The organism is Caballeronia glathei (genome assembly GCF_000698595.1).
GTDB classification, from domain to species: domain Bacteria; phylum Pseudomonadota; class Gammaproteobacteria; order Burkholderiales; family Burkholderiaceae; genus Caballeronia; species Caballeronia glathei.
This window is the reverse complement of sequence record NZ_JFHC01000056.1, coordinates 25,820-45,716: the sequence shown is the minus strand read 5'-3', so window position 1 is coordinate 45,716 and position 19,897 is coordinate 25,820. Positions and strand designations below refer to the sequence as shown.

General features: G+C 63.1%; 15 protein-coding genes. 8 read left to right on the top strand and 7 right to left on the bottom strand.

The annotated features are described in order from the left end of the window. Positions 1 to 10 precede the first annotated feature (10 nt). The 4 genes from BG61_RS27905 to BG61_RS27890 form a co-directional block, all read right to left on the bottom strand. Positions 11 to 865 carry an AraC family transcriptional regulator gene (locus BG61_RS27905; protein ID WP_035930999.1) on the bottom strand — a complete coding sequence of 285 codons (855 nt, stop codon included), beginning with the start codon at positions 863 to 865 and terminating at the stop codon, positions 11 to 13. 787 nt (positions 866 to 1,652) lie between these two features. After that, positions 1,653 to 1,985, bottom strand: coding sequence for a hypothetical protein (locus BG61_RS42950; RefSeq protein ID WP_161783706.1), 333 nt, complete (start codon positions 1,983 to 1,985; stop codon positions 1,653 to 1,655). An 89-nt stretch (positions 1,986 to 2,074) separates the two neighbouring features. Further along, positions 2,075 to 3,379: an MFS transporter gene (locus BG61_RS27895; RefSeq protein ID WP_035930997.1), complete on the bottom strand. Its 1,305-nt coding sequence runs from the start codon at positions 3,377 to 3,379 to the stop codon at positions 2,075 to 2,077. 78 nt (positions 3,380 to 3,457) lie between these two features. Then, positions 3,458 to 4,837, bottom strand: a complete 1,380-nt coding sequence (locus tag BG61_RS27890; RefSeq protein ID WP_035931014.1) for an NAD(P)H-dependent oxidoreductase — start codon at positions 4,835 to 4,837, stop codon at positions 3,458 to 3,460. A gap of 158 nt (positions 4,838 to 4,995) precedes the next feature. On the opposite strand from BG61_RS27890, the gene BG61_RS27885 reads away from it, so the two are divergent. The 3 genes from BG61_RS27885 to BG61_RS27875 all read left to right on the top strand — a co-directional run bounded on the left by BG61_RS27885 (position 4,996) and on the right by BG61_RS27875 (position 8,475). Then, positions 4,996 to 5,892, top strand: a complete 897-nt coding sequence (locus tag BG61_RS27885) for a LysR family transcriptional regulator (protein WP_035930996.1) — start codon at positions 4,996 to 4,998, stop codon at positions 5,890 to 5,892. 306 nt (positions 5,893 to 6,198) lie between these two features. Next, complete coding sequence (gene speB / locus BG61_RS27880; protein ID WP_035930995.1) at positions 6,199 to 7,176, top strand: agmatinase; 978 nt, start codon at positions 6,199 to 6,201, stop codon at positions 7,174 to 7,176. Positions 7,177 to 7,332: 156 nt separating this feature from the next. After that, on the top strand, positions 7,333 to 8,475 hold the full coding sequence (locus tag BG61_RS27875; protein ID WP_035930994.1) for a branched-chain amino acid ABC transporter substrate-binding protein: 1,143 nt from the start codon (positions 7,333 to 7,335) through the stop codon (positions 8,473 to 8,475). A gap of 160 nt (positions 8,476 to 8,635) precedes the next feature. On the opposite strand, the gene BG61_RS27870 is transcribed toward BG61_RS27875, so the two are convergent. Next, positions 8,636 to 9,562: a LysR family transcriptional regulator gene (locus BG61_RS27870; protein WP_035930993.1), complete on the bottom strand. Its 927-nt coding sequence runs from the start codon at positions 9,560 to 9,562 to the stop codon at positions 8,636 to 8,638. 276 nt (positions 9,563 to 9,838) lie between these two features. Here BG61_RS27870 and BG61_RS27865 point away from each other — a divergent pair, with 276 nt between their 5' ends. The 3 genes from BG61_RS27865 (at position 9,839) to betA (ending at position 14,737) form a co-directional block, all read left to right on the top strand. Then, positions 9,839 to 11,347: an aldehyde dehydrogenase family protein gene (locus BG61_RS27865; RefSeq protein ID WP_035930992.1), complete on the top strand. Its 1,509-nt coding sequence runs from the start codon at positions 9,839 to 9,841 to the stop codon at positions 11,345 to 11,347. Between the two features lie 128 nt (positions 11,348 to 11,475). Further along, complete coding sequence (locus BG61_RS27860; RefSeq protein ID WP_129572131.1) at positions 11,476 to 13,002, top strand: purine-cytosine permease family protein; 1,527 nt, start codon at positions 11,476 to 11,478, stop codon at positions 13,000 to 13,002. 43 nt (positions 13,003 to 13,045) lie between these two features. Then, positions 13,046 to 14,737: a choline dehydrogenase gene (betA, locus tag BG61_RS27855; protein WP_035930991.1), complete on the top strand. Its 1,692-nt coding sequence runs from the start codon at positions 13,046 to 13,048 to the stop codon at positions 14,735 to 14,737. A gap of 157 nt (positions 14,738 to 14,894) precedes the next feature. Here betA and BG61_RS27850 read toward each other — a convergent pair whose 3' ends face one another. Beyond that, the gene (locus BG61_RS27850) at positions 14,895 to 15,245 is read right to left on the bottom strand and encodes a hypothetical protein (protein ID WP_035930990.1); all 351 of its coding nucleotides are present in this window, start codon (positions 15,243 to 15,245) and stop codon (positions 14,895 to 14,897) included. Between the two features lie 508 nt (positions 15,246 to 15,753). Between BG61_RS27850 and katG the strand changes: the two genes are divergently transcribed. Next, positions 15,754 to 18,015, top strand: a complete 2,262-nt coding sequence (gene katG, locus BG61_RS27845) for a catalase/peroxidase HPI (RefSeq protein ID WP_035930989.1) — start codon at positions 15,754 to 15,756, stop codon at positions 18,013 to 18,015. Positions 18,016 to 18,212: 197 nt separating this feature from the next. On the opposite strand, the gene BG61_RS44165 is transcribed toward katG, so the two are convergent. Continuing rightward, on the bottom strand, positions 18,213 to 18,788 hold the full coding sequence (locus BG61_RS44165; RefSeq protein WP_232256142.1) for a hypothetical protein: 576 nt from the start codon (positions 18,786 to 18,788) through the stop codon (positions 18,213 to 18,215). 89 nt (positions 18,789 to 18,877) lie between these two features. Here BG61_RS44165 and BG61_RS27840 point away from each other — a divergent pair, with 89 nt between their 5' ends. Then, positions 18,878 to 19,894 carry a LacI family DNA-binding transcriptional regulator gene (locus BG61_RS27840; RefSeq protein ID WP_035930988.1) on the top strand — a complete coding sequence of 339 codons (1,017 nt, stop codon included), beginning with the start codon at positions 18,878 to 18,880 and terminating at the stop codon, positions 19,892 to 19,894. Positions 19,895 to 19,897: the final 3 nt, after the last annotated feature.

Here is a 19,897-nt window from a genome sequence, read left to right as displayed (position 1 = left end):
GTAGGGCGATCTAGAACGTTCTTGCGCTGTTTCGCATGGCAACGGCGCTGGGCGTCATACCGAACATGGACTTGAAGTGGCGCCCCATGTGGCTTTGATCCGCAAAACCCGTCGCGACGGCCGCTTCGGAAGGCGCCATGCCGCGCATCAACAGCCGCTTCGCATCGACGAGGCGTAGCACCAGGTGATATCGGTGCGGGCTCAGCCCGAAGGCTGCGGCAAAGCGCCGGCAAAACTCGGGCACCGAAAGAGACGCTTCGCGCGCGAGTTCGTCGAGCGTCACATGGCGGTGGGGGAACGTCCGCATGAAGTCACGGGCTCGAAGGAGGCGCCTGTCCGGCGCAACCGCTGACGGCAGCCGCGTGGTGGCATCGTTCGGATGCAGTGCGCCGAGCATGCGCTCGCAAAAGAGCGTCCATTCGCCATGCCAGGTGGACAGAGCCTGCGGGCGCTCCAGGGACATGGCCGCGAATGCCGCAAACCGTGCGACCAGGCCGGGATTCCGTACGGAAGACGCAAGGACGTGTGGCGACACGCCTTGAATGGCGCACTGCGTCTTCCATTCATCGTCAGGGATGTAGATCATCACGTACTCGCACCCCCGATCGCCGACGCATTTGCCCGCATGCGCCACGTTGGGTGGAATCGCGTAGACCCGGCCTGCGTCGAGAACCTGCGGCTGTCGCTCTTTCGCCGCGATGTCTTTCGTTCCGCGCACGACCGCGCCGATCGCCCACGTGTCGTGCGCGTGCGCAGTGAAGCGGTGATGATCGAAGCGAGCGTGGAAGACTTCGACGCCAGTGCCTTCAAGAAAGCCGTAGCGCGTGAACTGCTTCGAGGTCGTCTTGTGGACACTGACTGACATGCGGGAGACCTGTCTGGCGGGAAATCCGAGGGGACGTGTCTTCTCCGTTCATGTCCGCTCGTGGGTAAGGTACATCGCTTGATGGCTGATGCGCGGCGGCGTCAGCGCGCGCATTGGACAGTTTAACCGATCCCGCAAGCCGGGGCAGGCCCGGTCCTCAAGCGCGACTGCGTCGCGCGGCAGGTCCGGACCGGCTGCTGACAAACGCGTGCTGACACGCGCAGAGGGCTTCGCGCGACCACGCGCACCTGTGTCGTGACAGCATGGCGACGTGCGGCTTGGCGCTCGGCCACTTGTGCGAGCTGTGCGAGCGGTGCGTCATGCGCGGAGTCGAGACCGCCATGGGCATCGGTATCGAGGTGACGCCACGCGGCGATGCGATGCCCGGTTTCCATCAGTAACGCGCTCGCCTTTCGCCCGTGTCAGGCTGTCGGCGCTCTTTATGGAACAAGCGCGCCGCTCGTCCTTGCCCCGACACGCGCAACTGGCGAGAGGCATTGCGAGGCGGGTGACGACAATCGCAAGGCCGCATGCCGGCCTTCGATGTGCAGTGCCGGACACGTGTTCCCAGGGGCGTGCGCCGTAGTGCATTCGAATCTCGCCTGTAACGGAAAGGTCATGCGCAGCCGCGCCCACGATTCCGGTTGACCCGGCGACTGCTACGAATTATTTCGTCCGTTTTGCGCCGCTTCGCCAGTGTTCGGTTTCGCGCTTCGAAGATGTAACCACGTAACGCGCGGACAAATTGCTGTAGCCGGATTGGCAGCTTCGCTCACTAGGATGTGACTTACGCGCTGTCTTCGAACAAACGTCCGACGCCCTGGAGAACGGAATGCTGAGTCCCCATGAGATTTCCACGCTGCTCCTGATCCAGCGTTCGCCCTATCAGGTGGAAGCGCTTGGGGATGAAACGGCGCGTCTGCGGCATGAACGTCTCGTTGAGGTCGAATTGCTTGCGTCCGGTCACGCGTTTGCGCGGCTGACCTCGAGTGGCCTCGAAATGCTGCGCAGGCTGGATGCTTTCAGCAAGCGCCAGGCGCTCCCCCGCGATGAGCGCAGCGAGCGCCGCGCGTGAACAACCACGCTCCTGCGCAGCGGCACGCCCGATGACGGTTCCCACGGCCTGAATGGTCCTCGAAGGGATGCCGCGCAGCGTTCGATGTCACCGCCCGCGGCGCCGAGCCATGTGAATCGCCGGATAGCGTCGCCTTATCGATCCGCCAGCCGGCCGGAAATGGCGCGCACCATCACCGCGCCAATCACCATGAATGCAGCGACGGCATAGAGTCCGATGCGGTTGTCGTGCGTCGTGACGTTGAGCCAGCCGACCATGTAGGGCGAAACGAAGCCCGCCAGATTGCCGACGCAGTTGATCCCGGCTATGCCCGCCGCCGCCGATGTACCCGCGAGGAACGCCGAAGGCATGCCCCAGAACAGCGACAGCGCCGACAGGATGCCCGCCGCCGCGACGCACAGCGCGATCACCGCGAGCGCCGGCTGATGCCCGACGTAGCCGCTCGCCGCGAATCCGGCCGCGCCGATTACGAGCGCCACCGAGAAGTGCATGCGCCGCGAACGGAAGCGATCCGCGCTCATGCCGGTCAGGATGATCGCCGGAATCGCAACCAGATACGGAATCGCGGAAAGCCAGCCGATCAGAGAGACGTTGGTGAGGCCGCTGTCCTTGATGATCGACGGCAGCCAGAAGCTGATGCCGTAAAGCCCGATGATCTGGCAGAAGTACACGGCGCTGAGCTTCCAGATGTTCCTGTCAGCGAGAAAGTCGCGGGCGCTCGCATGGGTCGTCTTCGCGGCATCCTCGCGCTCGATCGCCTGCGTGACGTTCCACTTCTCGTCGTCGGTCAGCCACTTCGCGTGATGCGGCTTGTCGACCATCAGGCCCAGCACGGCGAAGCCTGCGATCAGCGCGGGAATCGCTTCGAGCAGGAAGAGCCATTGCCATGCGGCCATCACGGTCGAGTGCGTGAACGCGCTGAGAATCCAGCCCGAGAGCGGCCCGCCGACCACGCCCGCGAGCGGGATCGCGATGTAGTACACGCCGAGCGCGAAGCCGCGTTTTTTAGCCGGGAACCAGTAGGTGAGATACAGCATGATGCCGGGCGAGAATCCCGCCTCCGCCACGCCGAGGAAGAACCGCACGATGTAGAACTGCAGCGGCGTCTTCACGAAGAGCGTGAGCGCGGAGACGATCGCCCAGGTGATCATGATGCGCGCGATCCAGCGCCGCGCGCCCACGCGATGCAGGATCAGGTTGCTCGGCACCTCGAAAATGAAATAGCCGATGAAGAAGATGCCCGCGCCGAGGCCGTAGACGGCGTCGCTGAAGCCGAGATCGGAGAGCATCTGCAGCTTCGCGAAGCCCACGTTCACGCGGTCGAGATACGCGCACAGATAACAGATCACGATGAACGGCATGATGCGCCACGTGATCTTCCGGTAGACATCGGCGCGCGAAGACGGCGCGACGACGACGGTATCGCTGATATGGCTCATGTCTCCTCCGTCGCCCTTTGGCGGGCGTTGAGAGATGAAGTGCCCCGCGCCCCGCAGGGCGCGCGGGCGATGTGTGCTTCAGCTCGCGAGCTTGCGCGCGGGCACGTCGAGCTTCATTTCGGCGCGGAACATGTCCTCCATCTCGCGGCGCACGCGCACGGCCTCCTTGCCGGAATCGAACGCGACGTCGCTCCAGCGCACCGGCTGTCCCGCCGCCACCGGCCGTTGCAGCACCATGTTGTGCGCGAGGCCGATCGGCAGCGCGCCGAGCACCAGCGAGTCGGCTGCGGGCATCAGCTTGCCGTAGACCGTATGGCCGCCTTCGCCGTCGAGCCGCTCGCCAGCGCGCAGGTCGCGCTTGGCTGTCGCCGCGACGTCGCCGCTGAAGCCGGCGGTGGCGCCGGTCGCTTCGCCGCGCACGGCGATGCTGGCAATCGAAACGCCCAGTTCCAGCCCGATCAGGTGATACGGCTTGTACATCGCCGCGTAGCGGCCGGTGCTGTCCGTTTTCAGGCCGTATTGAGAGAAACAGTCCCGCACATAGTCGGTCGGGGCCTCGAAGACGGCGTACACGCCCCAGCGCAGATCGCGGAATACAGGACGTCCGTCGCGCTCCAGCGACGACACGACTTCCACGCTGCCGCGATGGGGCAGGATGCCGCCGTCGGAGGCGGGGCGCAGCAGGTTCGGCAAGTCGTCGACGCCGCATGCCGGGAATGCGAGGCCGTCGGAAGGCGGACGCAGTTCACAGGCGTTCGCGACCGCCGCCATTTCGAGCGCCGACTTGGTGCCGTCGAGAAACGAGTTGAACATCTGTGCGTTGAAGTCGCCCGAGCCGACCTGTTCCTCGGTGAAGCCGTAGTAGCTCCACACGGTATCCGGCGTCGACTGGTGATAGACCGGCAGATACTTCGTGCCCTTGCCCGCGCAGATCACTTCGAAACCCGTCGTGCGGGCCCAGTCGACGAGTTCGGCGATGAGCGCCGGCTGGTCGCCAGAGGCCATCGAATAGATGATGCCGGCCTCGGCCGCGCGGCGCGCGAGGAGCGGCCCGGCGAGCACGTCGGCCTCCACGTTCACCATGACGATGTGCTTGCGATGCTTGCAGCAGAGGAGCGCGTGATGAATGCCGGCCGCCGGGCTGCCCGTCGCGTCGATGACGATGTCGACGTGATCGCTCGCGATCATCGCGTCGGCGTCGTCGGTGATGAAGGTCGAGCCGTTCCTGATCGCTTCGCTCCACGAACCCGCGCCGTAACGCTCGGCTTCCCAGCCCACGCGCTGCAACGCGGCGCGTGCGCGGTCCGGCGAAAGATCCGCCACGCCGACGAGATGGACGCCCGGCGTGCGCGGCGCCTGCGACAGATACATGGAGCCGAATTTTCCGGCGCCGATCAGCCCGACCTTGACCGGCGTTCCAGCGTCTGCACGGGCCTTGAGTTTCGCGATGAGCGACATGCTGTCTCCTTCGTTGTAGAGGTGTTGGGCGGCGCGGCTTGCTGCCGCTTGCTTCACTGAGTGCCCGACTGCGTGATCGAGCGGGGTGAAGGCAAGATAGCAGGCTGTTTCCTGCAATAGAATGCGCATATCGACAACCACGCTGTGCAAAAATCCCCATGCGCCAATTCGACTGGGACGATATTCAGGCTTTCCTCGCGATCTCGCGTGCGGGCCGGCTGACTGCGGCAGCGCAGCAAATGGGCGTCGATCATTCGACGCTGAGCCGGCGCATCGCCGCACTGGAAACGGGGCTCGGGGTGCGGCTGTTCGATCGGCGGTCGGTTGGTTTCGTGCTGACGCCGGAAGGCGAACGGGTCCTTGCCGACGCCGAGGCGATGGAAAGCCTTGCGATGCGCATGCGGCACCGGCTCGAGGACGCGTCGGTGGGGCTGACCGGCAGCGTGCGCGTCGGTACGCCCGAGGGCTTCGGCACATACTTTCTCGCGCCGCGCATTGCGAAAATCTCGGCGGCGCATCCGCGGCTCGAAATCGAACTGATCGCCAATCCGCGCATGTTCAGCCTGTCCAAGCGCGAGGCGGATCTCGCCGTGAGCATGACGCGTCCGGCACAGGGGCGCGTCTACGCGTACAAGCTTACCGACTACACGCTCGGCATCTACGGATCGCGTGCCTATGTCGAGAGCCACGCGCCGATCACTAGCCTGCACGACGTGCTCGCGCACCCGTGGATAGGTTACGTGGAAGACCAGATGTGGTCGGCGGAGCTCAACTACCTTCCGCAGATATCCACATCACTCGTGCCGAATGTGCGCATCTCGAACGTGATCAGTCAAATGGCCGCGGTGACGGGCGGCGCGGGGCTCGGTGTCCTGCCGTGCTTCATGGCGCGCACGGATTCCAGTCTGGTGCGCCTGCTTGCGGACGAAGTCGCGTTGACACGTTCGTATTGGATCATCACTCACGCGGAAACGCGCGACGTGGCGAGGGTCAAACTGATCGCAGATTTCATACGCTCGGAGGCCGGGCAGTTGCCTGGCTTTTGGGACGCTTGAGACGTCTTGCGTGCTTGAAGGGGAAAGTCTCCTTGCCACGGGCGGGCGCGCCAACATTGTCGATCCGTGTCCAGGAAGCTCCGGGCGCAGGCAGAGCGTGAGCCCATTGGCGACGCATTCGACTCTCGCATCGCTTCGGACTCTGCCGAAGTGTATTTCTCATATTGGGAATTTTTCCGTCGAATTTGTTTACATAGACTCCGTTCCAGATGCATGCCGGCCCGCCCACCACGGACGACGCTGCGGCGGCGAAGAGGGCGGCGCCCTGTGCGCCGCATCTGAACCAACAACAGGACGGAGTCAATCATGTCTGAAAACAGCTACGAAACCGGTCGGCTCAATTTGCCGTTCGTTGGAATCTGCACGTTCGCGAAGTCTCCTCTGTGCCTCGACTGGGACAAGATCGACGCGGACGTCGCGGTGATGGGCGCCCCCTTCGACTGCGGCACGCAGTGGCGGGCTGGCGCCCGGTTCGGTCCGCGCTCGATTCGCGATGCGTCGACGCTTTTCTCGTTTGGACACGGCGGCGCGTACGATTTCGAGGACGACGTCGTGTATCTGCCCAGCAACGAAGTTCGCATCGTCGATATCGGCGATGCCGACATGGTTCACACCAACACGGAGAAGAGCCACGCCAACATCGAGTACGGCGTGCGCAAGATTCTGGCTGCGGGCGCCTTGCCGGTGGTGATGGGCGGCGATCACTCGATCAACATTCCGTGCATCAATGCGTTCGAAGGCCAGGAGCCGTTTCATATCGTCCATATCGACGCTCACCTCGATTTCGTCGACGAGCGCCATGGCGTGCGTCACGGCCACGGCAATCCGCTGCGGCGTGCGGCGGAAAAGAGCGTCGTATCGGGCATGACGCAGATCGGCATCCGCAACGTGTCGTCGACGGCGCGTGAAGGCTATGCGCAGGCGCGCGAGATGGGCTCGGACATCATCTCGGTGCGCGACCTGCGGCGCCTCGGCATCCAGGGCGTCCTGGACCGGATTCCGAAGGGCGTGCGCTATTACCTGACGATCGATATCGATGGCTTCGATCCGTCGATTGCGCCCGGCACGGGCACGCCGAGTCACGGCGGCCTGCTGTATTACGAGGGACTGGAACTGTTCGCCGGCCTTGCGGCGCAGGGTGACGTGATCGGCATCGACCTCGTGGAAGTCGCGCCCGACTACGACCATTCGGGTTCGACTTCGATCCTGGCGGCGCAATTGCTGTTGAACACGATTGGCCGCGTGATGCATCAACGCAAAGTCAAACGAAACCTTTCCCGTTGAACCGGGCGCTGTCGAGCCACCGCTCAGGGCTAGTCGAAGGCAATCGGGAACCGGACAGCGGGGCCACGAAGCGATGTTTTTCTGTGCCAAAGCGCGGCGCGCTCGCCACCTCCGGTGACGGCGCAGTCTGGCGCGTCACCATATGAGGAGAGCGCGATGAAAAAGCCGTACGCAGGTGCAGGCTGGCTGACAGCAGTGGCTTTGAGCACGATGTCCGTGGGAGCGACGGCGGGCGAACAGGTGGTCAGAATCGGTCTGACCGGACCCTTGACCGGCCCGCAGGCCGCCATCGGCAAGGACGATGAAAACGGCGTCAGAATGGCGATCGAGCGCCTGAATGCCGAGGGTCTCGTGATCGGCGGTCAGAAGACCCGGTTCGAACTGGTTTCGCAGGATGACGCCGCCGATCCGCGTACCGGCATGACGGTTGCGCAAAGCCTGGTCGACGCCGACGTGAAGGTCATCTTCGGACCTTTCAATTCGGGCGTTGCGATCCCGATTTCAAACCTGGTGAACGTATCGGGCATCGTGATGGCGACGGTTGCCTCGAACCCGTCGATCACGCAGCACGGCTATCCGTTCGTGTTTCGCATCTCCGCCAGCGATACGCAACTTGGCAGCCGCATGGGCGAATTTGCGGCAAAGGAACTCAAGGTCAAGCGTATCGCCGTGATCGACGACCGCACTGCGTATGGGCAGGGTGTCGCCGATGAGTTCATCAACGCGGCCAAGGCCAACGGCATCGAAATCGTGGATCGTCAATACACGACCGACAAGGCGACCGACTTCGTCTCCATCCTCACGCACGTCAAGGGTGCGAACGCAGAAGGCGTTTTCTACGGCGGCTACTACGCCCAGGCCAGCGCCTTGCGCAAGCAGATGAAGCGCCTCGCGATGAACGGCTACCTGCTCGGCGGTGACGCGATGTGCAACGCGGAACTGGCAAAACTGGGCGGCGAGGCGGTCGATACACGCGTGTATTGTCCGCAGGGCGGCCCTGTTCTTGACCAAACCCAAAAGGGCCGTCAGTTCAAGGCGGACTACAAGCAGCGCTTTCATACTGAGCCGTTGACTTACAGCGCGGCCTTGTACGATGGCGTGAATATCGTCGCGCAGGCGATGCGGAAGGCCAACTCGATCGAACCGGCCCAATATCGCGCTGCGCTGGCGAGCATCGATTCTCACGGCGTTTCAGGACACTATCGGTTCGACAAGAACCGCGACCTGACGGACTCGCCAATCACGATCTATACCTATCGAAACGGGGTGCCGACTCCGCTCGCATCCTCCCAGCCCTAGAGCGACGTTGTTCGACCATCGCGAAGGATCGGGACGCGTGACGCCGGCGTAGCCGTGCGGTGCCATGCGAACGAGCGGGGCGCGTGAGGCGTCTTGCCATCGTGCCTGTTCACGCCCGCGGGCGATGGCCGTGCGGTGTGGTGCGAACGCGCCGCACCGCTTACGTCGTATATGCCGTCCGCTGCACCAGCCGGTAGCTTTCCATCAGGTCGACCATGAATACCTGCAGGATGGTAGGGGCAACGGCGGCCCGCCGTATGATCGCGCAAAATGGCCACTGGGAGCCGAACTGGTCGGGGCATATCTGATGCATGTCGCCGCGCGCGACCCATCGGGCAGCGTAGTGAATGGGCAGAAAGCCGATATACGCGCCCGATAGAATGAGAATGGCCTGCGCCTCGATATTGTCCACGGTCGCTGCGGCCTTGCTGACCTTGAGCATTCGCAGGTCGTGCTGCTGCAGATAGCCGCGCGCGACGACCCGGCTCGACGCGATGGCCTGTTCGAGTGCGGCACCGTCCGGCGAGTGGCCGGCGAGCGCATGATTTTTCCCACAATACAGACCGTCCGGTTCGCAATAGAGATCGGTGTAGGTCAGTCCAGGCACGTGCAGCGGAAAATGCCCGACGGCGATGTGCAGCCGCCCGTCCAGTACCCGCTCCTCGAGTTCGGCAGGCGTGCCGACGTAGAGATCCAGATGCACATCGTGCCCCCTCGACACGAACGCCTGCAGCGCCTGCGGCAGTGGCGAGGCCGAGTCGGTCACCGTGTTGTCGATGATGCCGAGGTACAGCTTCCCCGAGATGTGCTTTTTCAGCGCAGCGGTATCCACACAGAAGCTTTCTACTGCCACCTGCAGCCGCTGCGCCGCCTCATAAGTCGCTACGCCGTGTTCGGTGAGGCGAAATCCACTCCGCCCCCGCTCGCAAAGCTTGAGTCCCAGACGCGTTTCGAGCGTCGTCATTTGCTCGCTGATCGTCGACTGGCTGACGTTCAGCGTCGCCTGGGCAGCGGAAAATCCGCCGCACCGCACCACCGTCATGAAAACCCTCAGCAGTTTGAGGTCCACGTCCTGCAACTGGATCACCGTCGCCGCTCCTCTTGCACGCTTGCTTCGAAATTCCCGATGTGAATATCTGATTCACGTGATTTTCACCCCCGGGCGTGTCGTCCATAGTCTCTCTAAACGCCGCGCCGCCACAAGCCGCGTTTATATCGATGGCCCCGGCCGTTTGTGAGCGGCTCGACCTGCCGCCGCCTCCGCGAGGTCGTCGAATAAGCGTTGCAGGAACGCGAACCTATCTGCGCGAAACCGGCCCACGAGAGGCCGAATCGCAGCCAATCCGTAAGACAGGAGACAATGATGGATACCGTCGTACAAAATTATCTGGAGCAGTTCGGCGTCCGGGAAGAGACGCGCCGCTTCGTTTCCAGGGCGCAGAAAATGCTCATTGGCGGCGCCTGGGTGCCGCAAGGCGACCGGGAATCGTACGCGGTGATCGAGCCGTCCACAGGGGGCGTGATCACGCACATTCCCCTCGGCACGACCGCCGATCTGGATCGCGCGGTCGAAGCTGCCCGCAAACAATTCGACGGTGGCCCGTGGCGGCGGCTCAAGCCGCTCGAGCGTGAACGGCTGCTCCATCAGCTCGCGGACCTGATCGAAGCCAACGCAACGGAGTTGGCGGAGATCGAATCGATCGACGTGGGCAAGTCTGTCGCCAATGCGCGTGACGTCGACATTCAAGGCACGATCGATACCTTCCGCTATTTTGCCGGATGGGCCTCGAAGCTTCATGGCCGCACGGTGGAACCCTCGCTGCCTGGCAATTACGTTGCGTACACGCGCAAGGAACCCATCGGGGTGGTCGGCGTGATCGTTCCGTGGAACTTCCCGCTGCAAACCATGGCGTGGAAGGTGGCGGCTGCGCTCGCTGCCGGTTGCACGACCGTCATCAAGCCCGCCGAACTCACCTCGTTGTCCACGCTTCGCTTCGCGGAGCTGGTGCAGGAGGCCGGAATCCCGGACGGCGTCGTCAACGTCATCACCGGGCGGGGGCGCGACATCGGCGCGGCCATGGCCGCCCATCCGGGCATCCACAAGATCACGTTCACCGGTTCCACCGAGATTGGCCGCACTGTCGGTCAAGCGGCCGTGGGCGGCATCAAGCGCATGACACTCGAGCTGGGTGGCAAGTCCCCGGTGCTGGTGCTGGAGGACGCCGACATCGAGGCGGCGGCCCACGCCGTCGCAAACGGCATCTTCTTCAATTCCGGGCAGGTGTGCGATGCGGGCAGCCGGGTTTACATCCAGCGCGGCATTCACAACAAGTTCATCGGCGCTCTGATCGAATACACGCGCACGCTGAAGATCGCGCCGGGCCTCGATCGGGATTGCTTCATCAGCCCGCTCGTTTCCGAGCTTCAGAAGGATCGCGTCGCTTCCTATATCGAAGCCGGGCGGCGCGAAGGCGCGGAAGTGGTGCATGGCGGCCATGTACTGGATCGGCCAGGCTACTTCGTCGAGCCGACCATCTTCACGCATTGCCGCAGCGACATGAAGATCGTCCGTGAAGAAATCTTCGGCCCCGTGCTGGTGACGACCCCCTTCGACGACATCAACGATGCGTTGTCGCAGGCGAACGATTCGCCGTATGGTCTCGCCGCCGCGATCTACTCCAATGACCTGAACCGCGTGCACAAGCTGATCCCGCAATTGCACGCCGGTACGGTCTACGTCAATGCGCACAGCACCATCGACCCCTCGATGCCATTCGGTGGATTCAAGGCGTCTGGCTTCGGCAAGGACCTCGGCCCCGAACAACTCGATCATCTGATGGAGAGCAAGGCGGTCTGGATCACGCTGCACTGAATTGCCGGACCGCTGACGGCGTTCTCGACGAACGTGGGCCAGGCGCCGCGTGACGAGGCCGCGTTGCGGTCCCCACGCATGCCGGGTCGAGCCTTATTCCATCAACCTCTTATTGCAGCCAGGGGTACATGATGCAAGCAACAGACGAAACAGTTACGTGCGCCGTAGCCGGGGTCGAGCACGGCGCAATCGAAGGTCATTCGATCGATTTCATTCCCGATAACGAACGAACAGACAGGCTATCCAGACAGGGTCCGTTCTGGTTTCTGGGGAACTTCACGTTCTTCACGATGACCATCGGCTTTGTCGGTCCCAGCATTGGTCTGAGCGCCCTGTGGACCACGATAGCCGGCACGCTGGGCATCATGTTCGGCACCCTGTTCATGGCTTTCCACGGATCGCAGGGCCCCCATCTCGGCCTGCCGCAGATGATTCAGTCGAGAGCGCAGTTCGGCTATCGCGGGGTCATCGTGGTCTTGCTGGCGACGCTATTCGTGTTCGCGGGATTCAATATCGTCAACCTCGTGCTGATGATGCAGGGTCTCAAGTCACTGTTCAACTGGGACCCGTTCAAAGTGGCACTGGCAGTCACCGTGCCGGCTTCGATTCTCGCGATTCTCGGCCACGACTGGATGCACCGCAGTTTCAAATGGGCGTTGTACCTGTCGCTTCCCCTTTACGGCCTCGTCACGGTGGCTGTCCTGATGCACTGGGTGCATGACGTGCCGCTCGCCGCCGTTGCGCCGGGTGCTACGCCGGCAGCGCCGCTCGGCTTCAACTGGACCGCATTCATTGCGCAATTCGCGGCGGCCGCCAGCTACAACATCGCCTATGCGCCCTATGTATCCGACTACTCGCGCTATCTGCCGAAAAACACGCCGAGCGGCAAGCTGATCGCGGCGGTGTTCCTTGGCGCATCGCTGTCGGGCGCGTGGATGATCGCGATTGGCGGCTGGCTCGCGGACCATCTGCACGCGACCGATGTGCTGGTCGCCTTGAATCAGGTGGGTAGCGACATGGTGCCCGGCATGGGAAGCGTCGTGGTGGGTGTCACGATCCTCGCATTTCTGCCCGTGATCGCGATGAACATCTATAGCGCCAAACTGACGGCCATCACGGCACTGGATTCGTTCCGGAAAGTCAGGCCGACGCCAAAGGCGCGCATTCTGGCGATTCTCTTCGTGGTCGTCCTTCAGCTTGGCGTGGCGCTCAGCATCTATACCTCGGGCAAGGGCCTCTCCGTCCTGAATATTTACCTCGTCATCATGCTGTATTTTCTGGTGCCCTGGACCGCTGTCAATCTGACGGACTACTTCTTCGTCCGCAGGGGCCGCTATGCCATTCCGCACTTCTTCATGCCTCACGGCAACCTGTACGGGAAGTGGGGCGCGCGCGGTCTGATCGCGTATGCAATCGGCTTTGTCGCGATGATTCCGTTCTTCTGCGTCCTCGACGGCGCCAACGAAGTGTACGTCGGCCCGCTTGCCCGTTCGATGGGCAGCGTCGATCTGGCCTGGCTGGTCGGTCTGTTCGTCTCGGGCATTGCGTATTACGCGTTGTCGCGCTCACTCGATCTGAAGTACGAGGAATCGGTGATCGCTCATATCGAGAAGAAAACCCCGCAGTACACGACCGGCGACAAGGGTCGCTGCTGAACGACAGGCAAGTTCGTCACGATCCAGGAAACAGGTAAATATCATGGCTACCGATCAATTCGATTACATCATTGTGGGCGCCGGATCGGCCGGCTGCGTATTGGCCAACCGGCTCACCGAGGACCCGGCAGTCCGCGTTCTGGTGCTGGAGTACGGCGGCAGCGACCGCAGCGTCATCATTCAGATGCCGAGCGCGTTTTCGATGCCGATGAATACGTCAAAGTTCAACTGGCGCTACCAGACCGCGCCCGAGGCCCATCTGAACGGACGCCAGCTGCATTGCCCGCGGGGCAAGGTGCTGGGCGGATCGTCGTCGATCAACGGCCTCGTCTACATTCGCGGACACGCCTGCGACTTCGATGAATGGGAGGAGCTGGGCGCGCGCGGCTGGGGCTATCGCAACTGTTTGCCCTATTTCCGGCGCGCGGAGACCTATAAGTTCGGCGGCGATGATTACCGGGGCGCGGAGGGGCCGCTCTGCACCAACAACGGCAACAACATGGAGAATCCGCTCTACGGTGCGTGGATCGAAGCCGGGGCAGAGGCGGGATACATCAAGACGGAGGACTGCAACGGCCACATGCAGGAAGGCTTCGGTGCGATGCACATGACTGTCAAGGATGGCGTGCGCTGGTCCACTGCCAATGCTTATTTGCGGCCCGCGATGAAGCGGCCCAATCTCACCGTGGTGACGAATGCGATGACACGCCGCGTGATTCTCGAGGGCAAGCGCGCCGTCGGGGTGGAATACGACCAGGGCGGACGCACGCATGTCGCGCGGTGTCGTTCTGAGGTGTTGATCGCCTCGGGCCCGATCGGCTCGCCGCACTTGCTGCAACGCTCCGGAATCGGGCCGGCCGACGTGCTGCGCCAGGCGGGCATCGAGGTCAGGCATGACCTGCCCGGGGTCGGCGAGAACCTGCAGGATCACGCGGAAATCTACATTCAGTATGCGTGCAAGCAACCCGTCACGCTCAACGCGAAAATGGACCCGTTCAGCAAATTCATGATCGGCCTGCGCTGGCTCTTGTTCAAGGACGGTCTGGGCGCCAGCAACCATTTCGAGGCGGGCGGATTCATTCGCTCCGAAGCGGGTTTGCGCTGGCCGGACATTCAATTCCACTTCTTGCCCGCCGCGATGCGCTATGACGGTGACAAGCCGCTCAAGGGGCACGGTTTCATGGTGCTGACCGGGCCGAACAAGCCGAAGAGCCGGGGTTACGTGCGATCGGTGTCGGCCGATCCCTATACGCATCCCGAGATCCGCTTCAATTACCTCGATCGCGAAGAGGACCGCGAGGGATTTCGACGCTGCGTGCGTCTGACCCGGGAGATCATCGGGCAACCGGCGATGGATCGCTTCCGCGATGCCGAACTCGCTCCCGGCCCGGACGTTCAAACGGACGAGCAGATCGACGCCTTCGTCAGGGCGAACCTGGAAAGCACGATGCATCCGTGCGGGTCGTGCCGCATGGGGGAAGACGGCATGGCGGTGGTGGATTCCGAGCTGCGGGTGCACGGCATCGAGGGCTTGCGGGTGATCGATTCATCGGTGTTCCCGACCGAGCCCAACGGCAACCTGAACGCACCGACCATCATGCTCGCCGAGCGTGCATCGGATCTGGTCCGCGCGGTTTCCATGCTGCCTCCGTCCGACGCCGACGTGGGCATGGCGGAGGGATGGGAGACGCGGCAGCGCACGCATGCGCCCACGCGAGACGTGTTTGCGGGGTAGTTGATTACCGGCGCCGAGAGCGGTGGTTCGCTCCCGGCACCGAGCAGGTGCGGGCAACCAGCCAGGGCTGAAGATCGTTGGCCGAGGCGGCTCGCGACCGTCGCGTGTAGGAAGCACTTCGGCCATTCTTTCGCTTCGCTGAGGGTGGCGTTGCCTTTCAGTAGCGCAACTCGACGCAATGCGGCGGTGACCGGTCAGATCGCCGGTTCAACGGGATGATGTTCCTGGGAGAAGGTCTGGCGGCGCACCGGCAGGCCCAATAGGTTCTCGTGCCGATTACATGCTTTGTCAGGACGCACTCGTCGGCGCAGTCGTCGCTCTGGCATCCGAATGTCGCCCCGGCGACGTTGCCCGGATCGAGCACGCACCACACATTGCACATGCCGAAGTGCGGGGAGCGCAGGATGCCCTTGATCTCCGAAGGGTACTCCGAACGCTCGAGCGCGCGCACGACCGTCTCACCATCCCGTTCGAAAACGGTGAGGAGCTTGCCGACCACCTTGATCATCCGCAAACCCTCCGATAATGCCCCTCCTGTGAATCGACGAGGCAATGTCCGGGAATACGCCGCTGCGCCAGGAAGCCAATGCGGGGGACGTGTCAGGAACCGGTTGCAAGGCCCGACGCGCACGCACACGCTCGATCGTCGAGCATCGCCCCAGCAGGGCTTCCCTACTTGTAAAGTAGATGGCGATTTCAGCAGGTTCCAATCGCTTCCGTTAATGACGCGGATAGCTCCTTGCTATCCCGTCTCGCACGCCAGCAAGGCGTGCCGCGCAATAGCACTGAGCTATCAACGGCATTGCACGAAACTAATTCTGTTGCTTGTCTCTCATGCATATATTTTAGTTGGAGGATGACCGGCGGCGCGTGTGGTGCCCGATCGCGTGGCCGTGAGCCATGCCCGGCAATCATTGCGCCGTGCCAGAGCCGAGGACGTGCGATCGTCGATGCACCGTTAAAAGCTGGCGCCCCTGTCGAGCGATCGTGAATACGTCTTCTCAAGGAGACAACGTATGTCAACCGATGCAAAGTGCCCGTTCACGCATGCCGCTGGCGGCGGTACGACGAATTACGACTGGTGGCCCAAGCAACTGCGGCTGGACCTCCTCAGCCAGCACTCCAGCAAGTCCGATCCGATGGACCCGGGCTTCAACTACGCCGAGGCGTTCAGGAGCCTCGACTTTGCTGCATTGAAGAAGGACCTCGGGGAATTGATGACCCATTCGCAGGAATGGTGGCCCGCGGACTTCGGCCACTATGGTCCGCTTTTCATCCGCATGGCCTGGCACAGTGCCGGCACGTACCGCATCGGCGACGGCCGCGGTGGCGCCGGGCGCGGCCAGCAGCGTTTCGCGCCGCTCAACAGCTGGCCGGACAACGTGAGCCTCGACAAGGCCCGGCGCCTCCTCTGGCCGATCAAGCAGAAGTACGGCCAGAAGATTTCCTGGGCCGACCTGTTGATCCTCAGCGGCAACGTCGCGCTCGAGACCATGGGTTTCAGAACCTTCGGTTTCGGCGGCGGCCGCGAGGACACGTGGGAGCCGGATCTGGACGTGTATTGGGGCAACGAGAAGACGTGGCTCGGCGGTGACGTCCGCTATGGCAAGGGCGGCGCCGGCAACGAGGACGACCAGGGCGTGATCGTGGCCGACGAAGAGATGCACGGTGAAGAGAGAAGCCGCACCGACGGCGGGCGCAACCTGGAACGGCCGCTGGGCGCCGTGCAGATGGGGCTCATCTATGTCAACCCGGAAGGCCCTGACGGCAATCCGGACCCGGTCGCGGCGGCCCACGATATCCGCGAGACCTTCGCGCGCATGGCCATGAACGACGAGGAAACCGTCGCGCTGATCGCCGGCGGCCACACGTTCGGCAAGACGCATGGCGCCGGTCCGTCCGACAACGTGGGCCCCGAACCCGAGTCCGCCGACCTCGAGAACATGGGCCTCGGCTGGAAAAACAGCTTCGGCACCGGCAAGGGCGCCGACACGATCACGAGCGGCCTGGAGGTCACCTGGACCGCAACGCCGACGAAGTGGGGCGTGGGTTTCTTCGAGAACCTGTTCGGTCACGAATGGGAACTGACGAAGAGTCCCGCTGGCGCCAATCAATGGGTCGCCAGGGACTCCCCTGAAACCATCCCGCATGCTCACGATCCCTCGAAGAAGCTCAGGCCGACGATGCTCACCACCGATCTGTCGCTTCGCCTCGACCCGGCCTACGAGAAGATCGCGCGGCGCTTCTGGGAGAACCCCGACGAGTTCGCCGACGCCTTCGCCCGCGCATGGTTCAAGCTGACGCACCGCGATATGGGACCGCGGGCCCGCTATCTCGGCCCGGAAGTGCCCGCCGAGGAACTGCTCTGGCAGGACCCGATCCCGGCGGCCGCTCATCCACTGTTCGATGACAAGGACATCGCCTCGCTCAAGCAAAAGGTCCTGGCGTCGGGGCTGTCGATTCCCGAGCTGGTATCGACTGCCTGGGCGTCGGCGTCCACCTTCCGGGGCTCGGACAAGCGCGGCGGTGCCAACGGCGCGCGCATCCGCCTTGCGCCGCAGAAGGACTGGGCGGCCAACGAGCCCGAGCAGCTCGGGAAGGTGCTGAAGGTGCTCGAAGGCATCCAGGGCGAATTCAACGGTGCACAGTCCGGAGGCAAGAAGATCTCGCTCGCCGACCTGATCGTGCTGGCCGGCGGCGCGGCCATCGAGCAGGCGGCACAGAAGGCCGGCAGCAAGGTAACGGTGCCTTTCTCGCCGGGCCGCATGGACGCCTCGCAGGCCCAGACCGATGTGCAATCCGTCGCGATGCTGGAACCGCTCGCCGACGGCTTCCGCAACTTCCTGAAAGACAGGTTCCGCGTTCCGGCCGAAGTTTTGCTGATCGACAAGGCGCAGTTGCTGACGCTGAGCGCACCCGAGATGACGGTGCTGATCGGCGGCTTGCGCGCCCTGAACGTGCATGCCGGGAAGAATGCGCACGGTGTCTTCACCGACCGGCCGGAAACGCTCACCAACGACTTCTTCCGAAACCTGCTCGACATGGGTACGGAATGGCAGTCGGTTTCATCGGCACGGGACCTGTTCGAGGGGCGTGACCGCAAGACGGGCGAGAAAAAGTGGACCGGCACCCGTGTCGATCTGATCTTCGGTTCGCATGCCCAGCTGCGGGCCTTGTGCGAAGTCTACGCAAGCGAGGATGTGCAGGAGAAGTTCGTCCGCGACTTTGTCGCAGCCTGGGTCAAGGTGATGAACCTGGACCGGTTCGATCTCGTCTGAGCGAGTCGTCGCGAGGCGTCGTCAGGGCTCACACGCTGACGGCGCCTTGCCCTGCCGCAGGACGCCGCTTCAGCTTCGCTGCAATGCAATGGCTTCCCGTGCACCGCGCTGAAGCAGCCTGATAGCGCCCAGCAGCGGCCGCCGGAACGCGTCACGATTTGCCCGCTTTGGCGGAAACACCTCCGTGATCGCCAGCATCATTTCAACGAGGCGGGAACATTCGCCGTCAGACGCGCGGCCATCGGATCGCTGATGTCGTATCGCGTGCCGTCATCGGCGTGGCCGCGCAGGAACACGAGCACGCCGCAACGGCCAGAGCGAGTCGTTCGATCGGCTGTCCCGCCGACGGTCCTGCGAACAGCAGCTTTGTCTTCATTCGATTCCCTTTTGCAGGGCAAGTTGGTGTGTTCGCCGGGTTCGCACCGATCCGGATGTGTTCGTGCATCGGCGTCGCACCCGTCGCGGCGGCCCGCAGGAGACCCAATACCCTCATCGACGCCGATGGGCCTGTCGCAACACGGGTCGGGACCCTCCATCGCAAACGGACGGCGGCACCCACATTCGAAGCGTTCGCCGTGCACCGAAGTAAAGCGTTTTACAGAAAAAACTGACAAATCGGCCAAGCCTGTCGACGAATCAAAAAATGGATGCCCCAAAACGCATCGGAGACCGATGAACCATTTTAGTGCATGTTTATAGGCATTTTTGCAACGCGGACTGCAAATCTTACGCAGCAGACGATAGCCTGAAAATTTTTTGGAAGTGCTTGACACGCGAGATATGGCCGCTTCAAATCCTGTAAAGCGCTTTACAAGCCGAAGCGCTGCAACAGCGAAATCGACGGACTTTTTGCGAGGCACAAGTGACGCAACGCCGTTTCATACCGGGTTTGAAGGATGTCGCGCGCACGGCGGGCGTTTCGATGACGACCGTCTCGCGCTACCTGAATGCCGATCTCGTGCTGCCCGCCGATACCGCGCAGCGGATCGACACGGCGATCCGCCAACTCGGCTACGTGCCTAACCTGCATGCTCGTAGCCTGAGCCGCGGTCGATCCGACACGATCGGTCTTGTCATACCGACCATCGCCAATCCGTTTTTTGCACTGCTTGCGGCGGCTGTCGAGGAGGCGGCTGAAGCGAAGGGACTTGGCGTGCTGCTGAGCACGACTTCCAACAGCGCAAGCCGCGAACTGCAATACGTGACGAGAATGCGGCGCAATCAGGTAAGCGGCCTGCTGTTCGTGAGCGCGCATTACCACACGAGCGAACTGGCGCAGGCGTTGAACGACACCCGCGGTCTCGTGCTGATCGACGAAGACATTCCCGGCGTGCGGAGCTCGAAAGTGCTCTACGACAACTATCACGGCGGCTGGCTGGCGGGGCAGCATCTCACTGAATATGGCCACCGGCGCATTGCGTTCATCGGCGGCCCGTCGGAGCTCGCCAGCACGCGCGATCGCTTCGCGGGCCTGCGCGATGCGGCTGCGCAAGCCGGTGCGGAGGTCGTATTCGAGTTGTACGGACCTTATTCGGCGGCGCATGGCGAAGATGCGGCGCGAGCGCTGCTGAGCCTCGCGCGTACGCCGACAGCGGTGTTCGTGTCGAGCGGCGAGATCGTGATCGGCCTGCTGGATGCGCTTCATCGCGCGGGCGTCGAGGTGCCGGGCCGTCTGTCACTGATCGTGTTCGACGATGCAGGCCCGCTGCATCTGTTCAATCCGCCGTTGACCGCGATCCGCCAGCCGATCGCCGAAATGGGCGCGCGCGCCGTCGAACTCATGCTGGCCGCTTCGCAGGGCGAAGCGGCCGAAACCGAAATCCGTCTCCCGGTGGAACTCGTGAAGCGGGCTTCCGTGGCTCCGCCGGCATCCGTTTGAAGC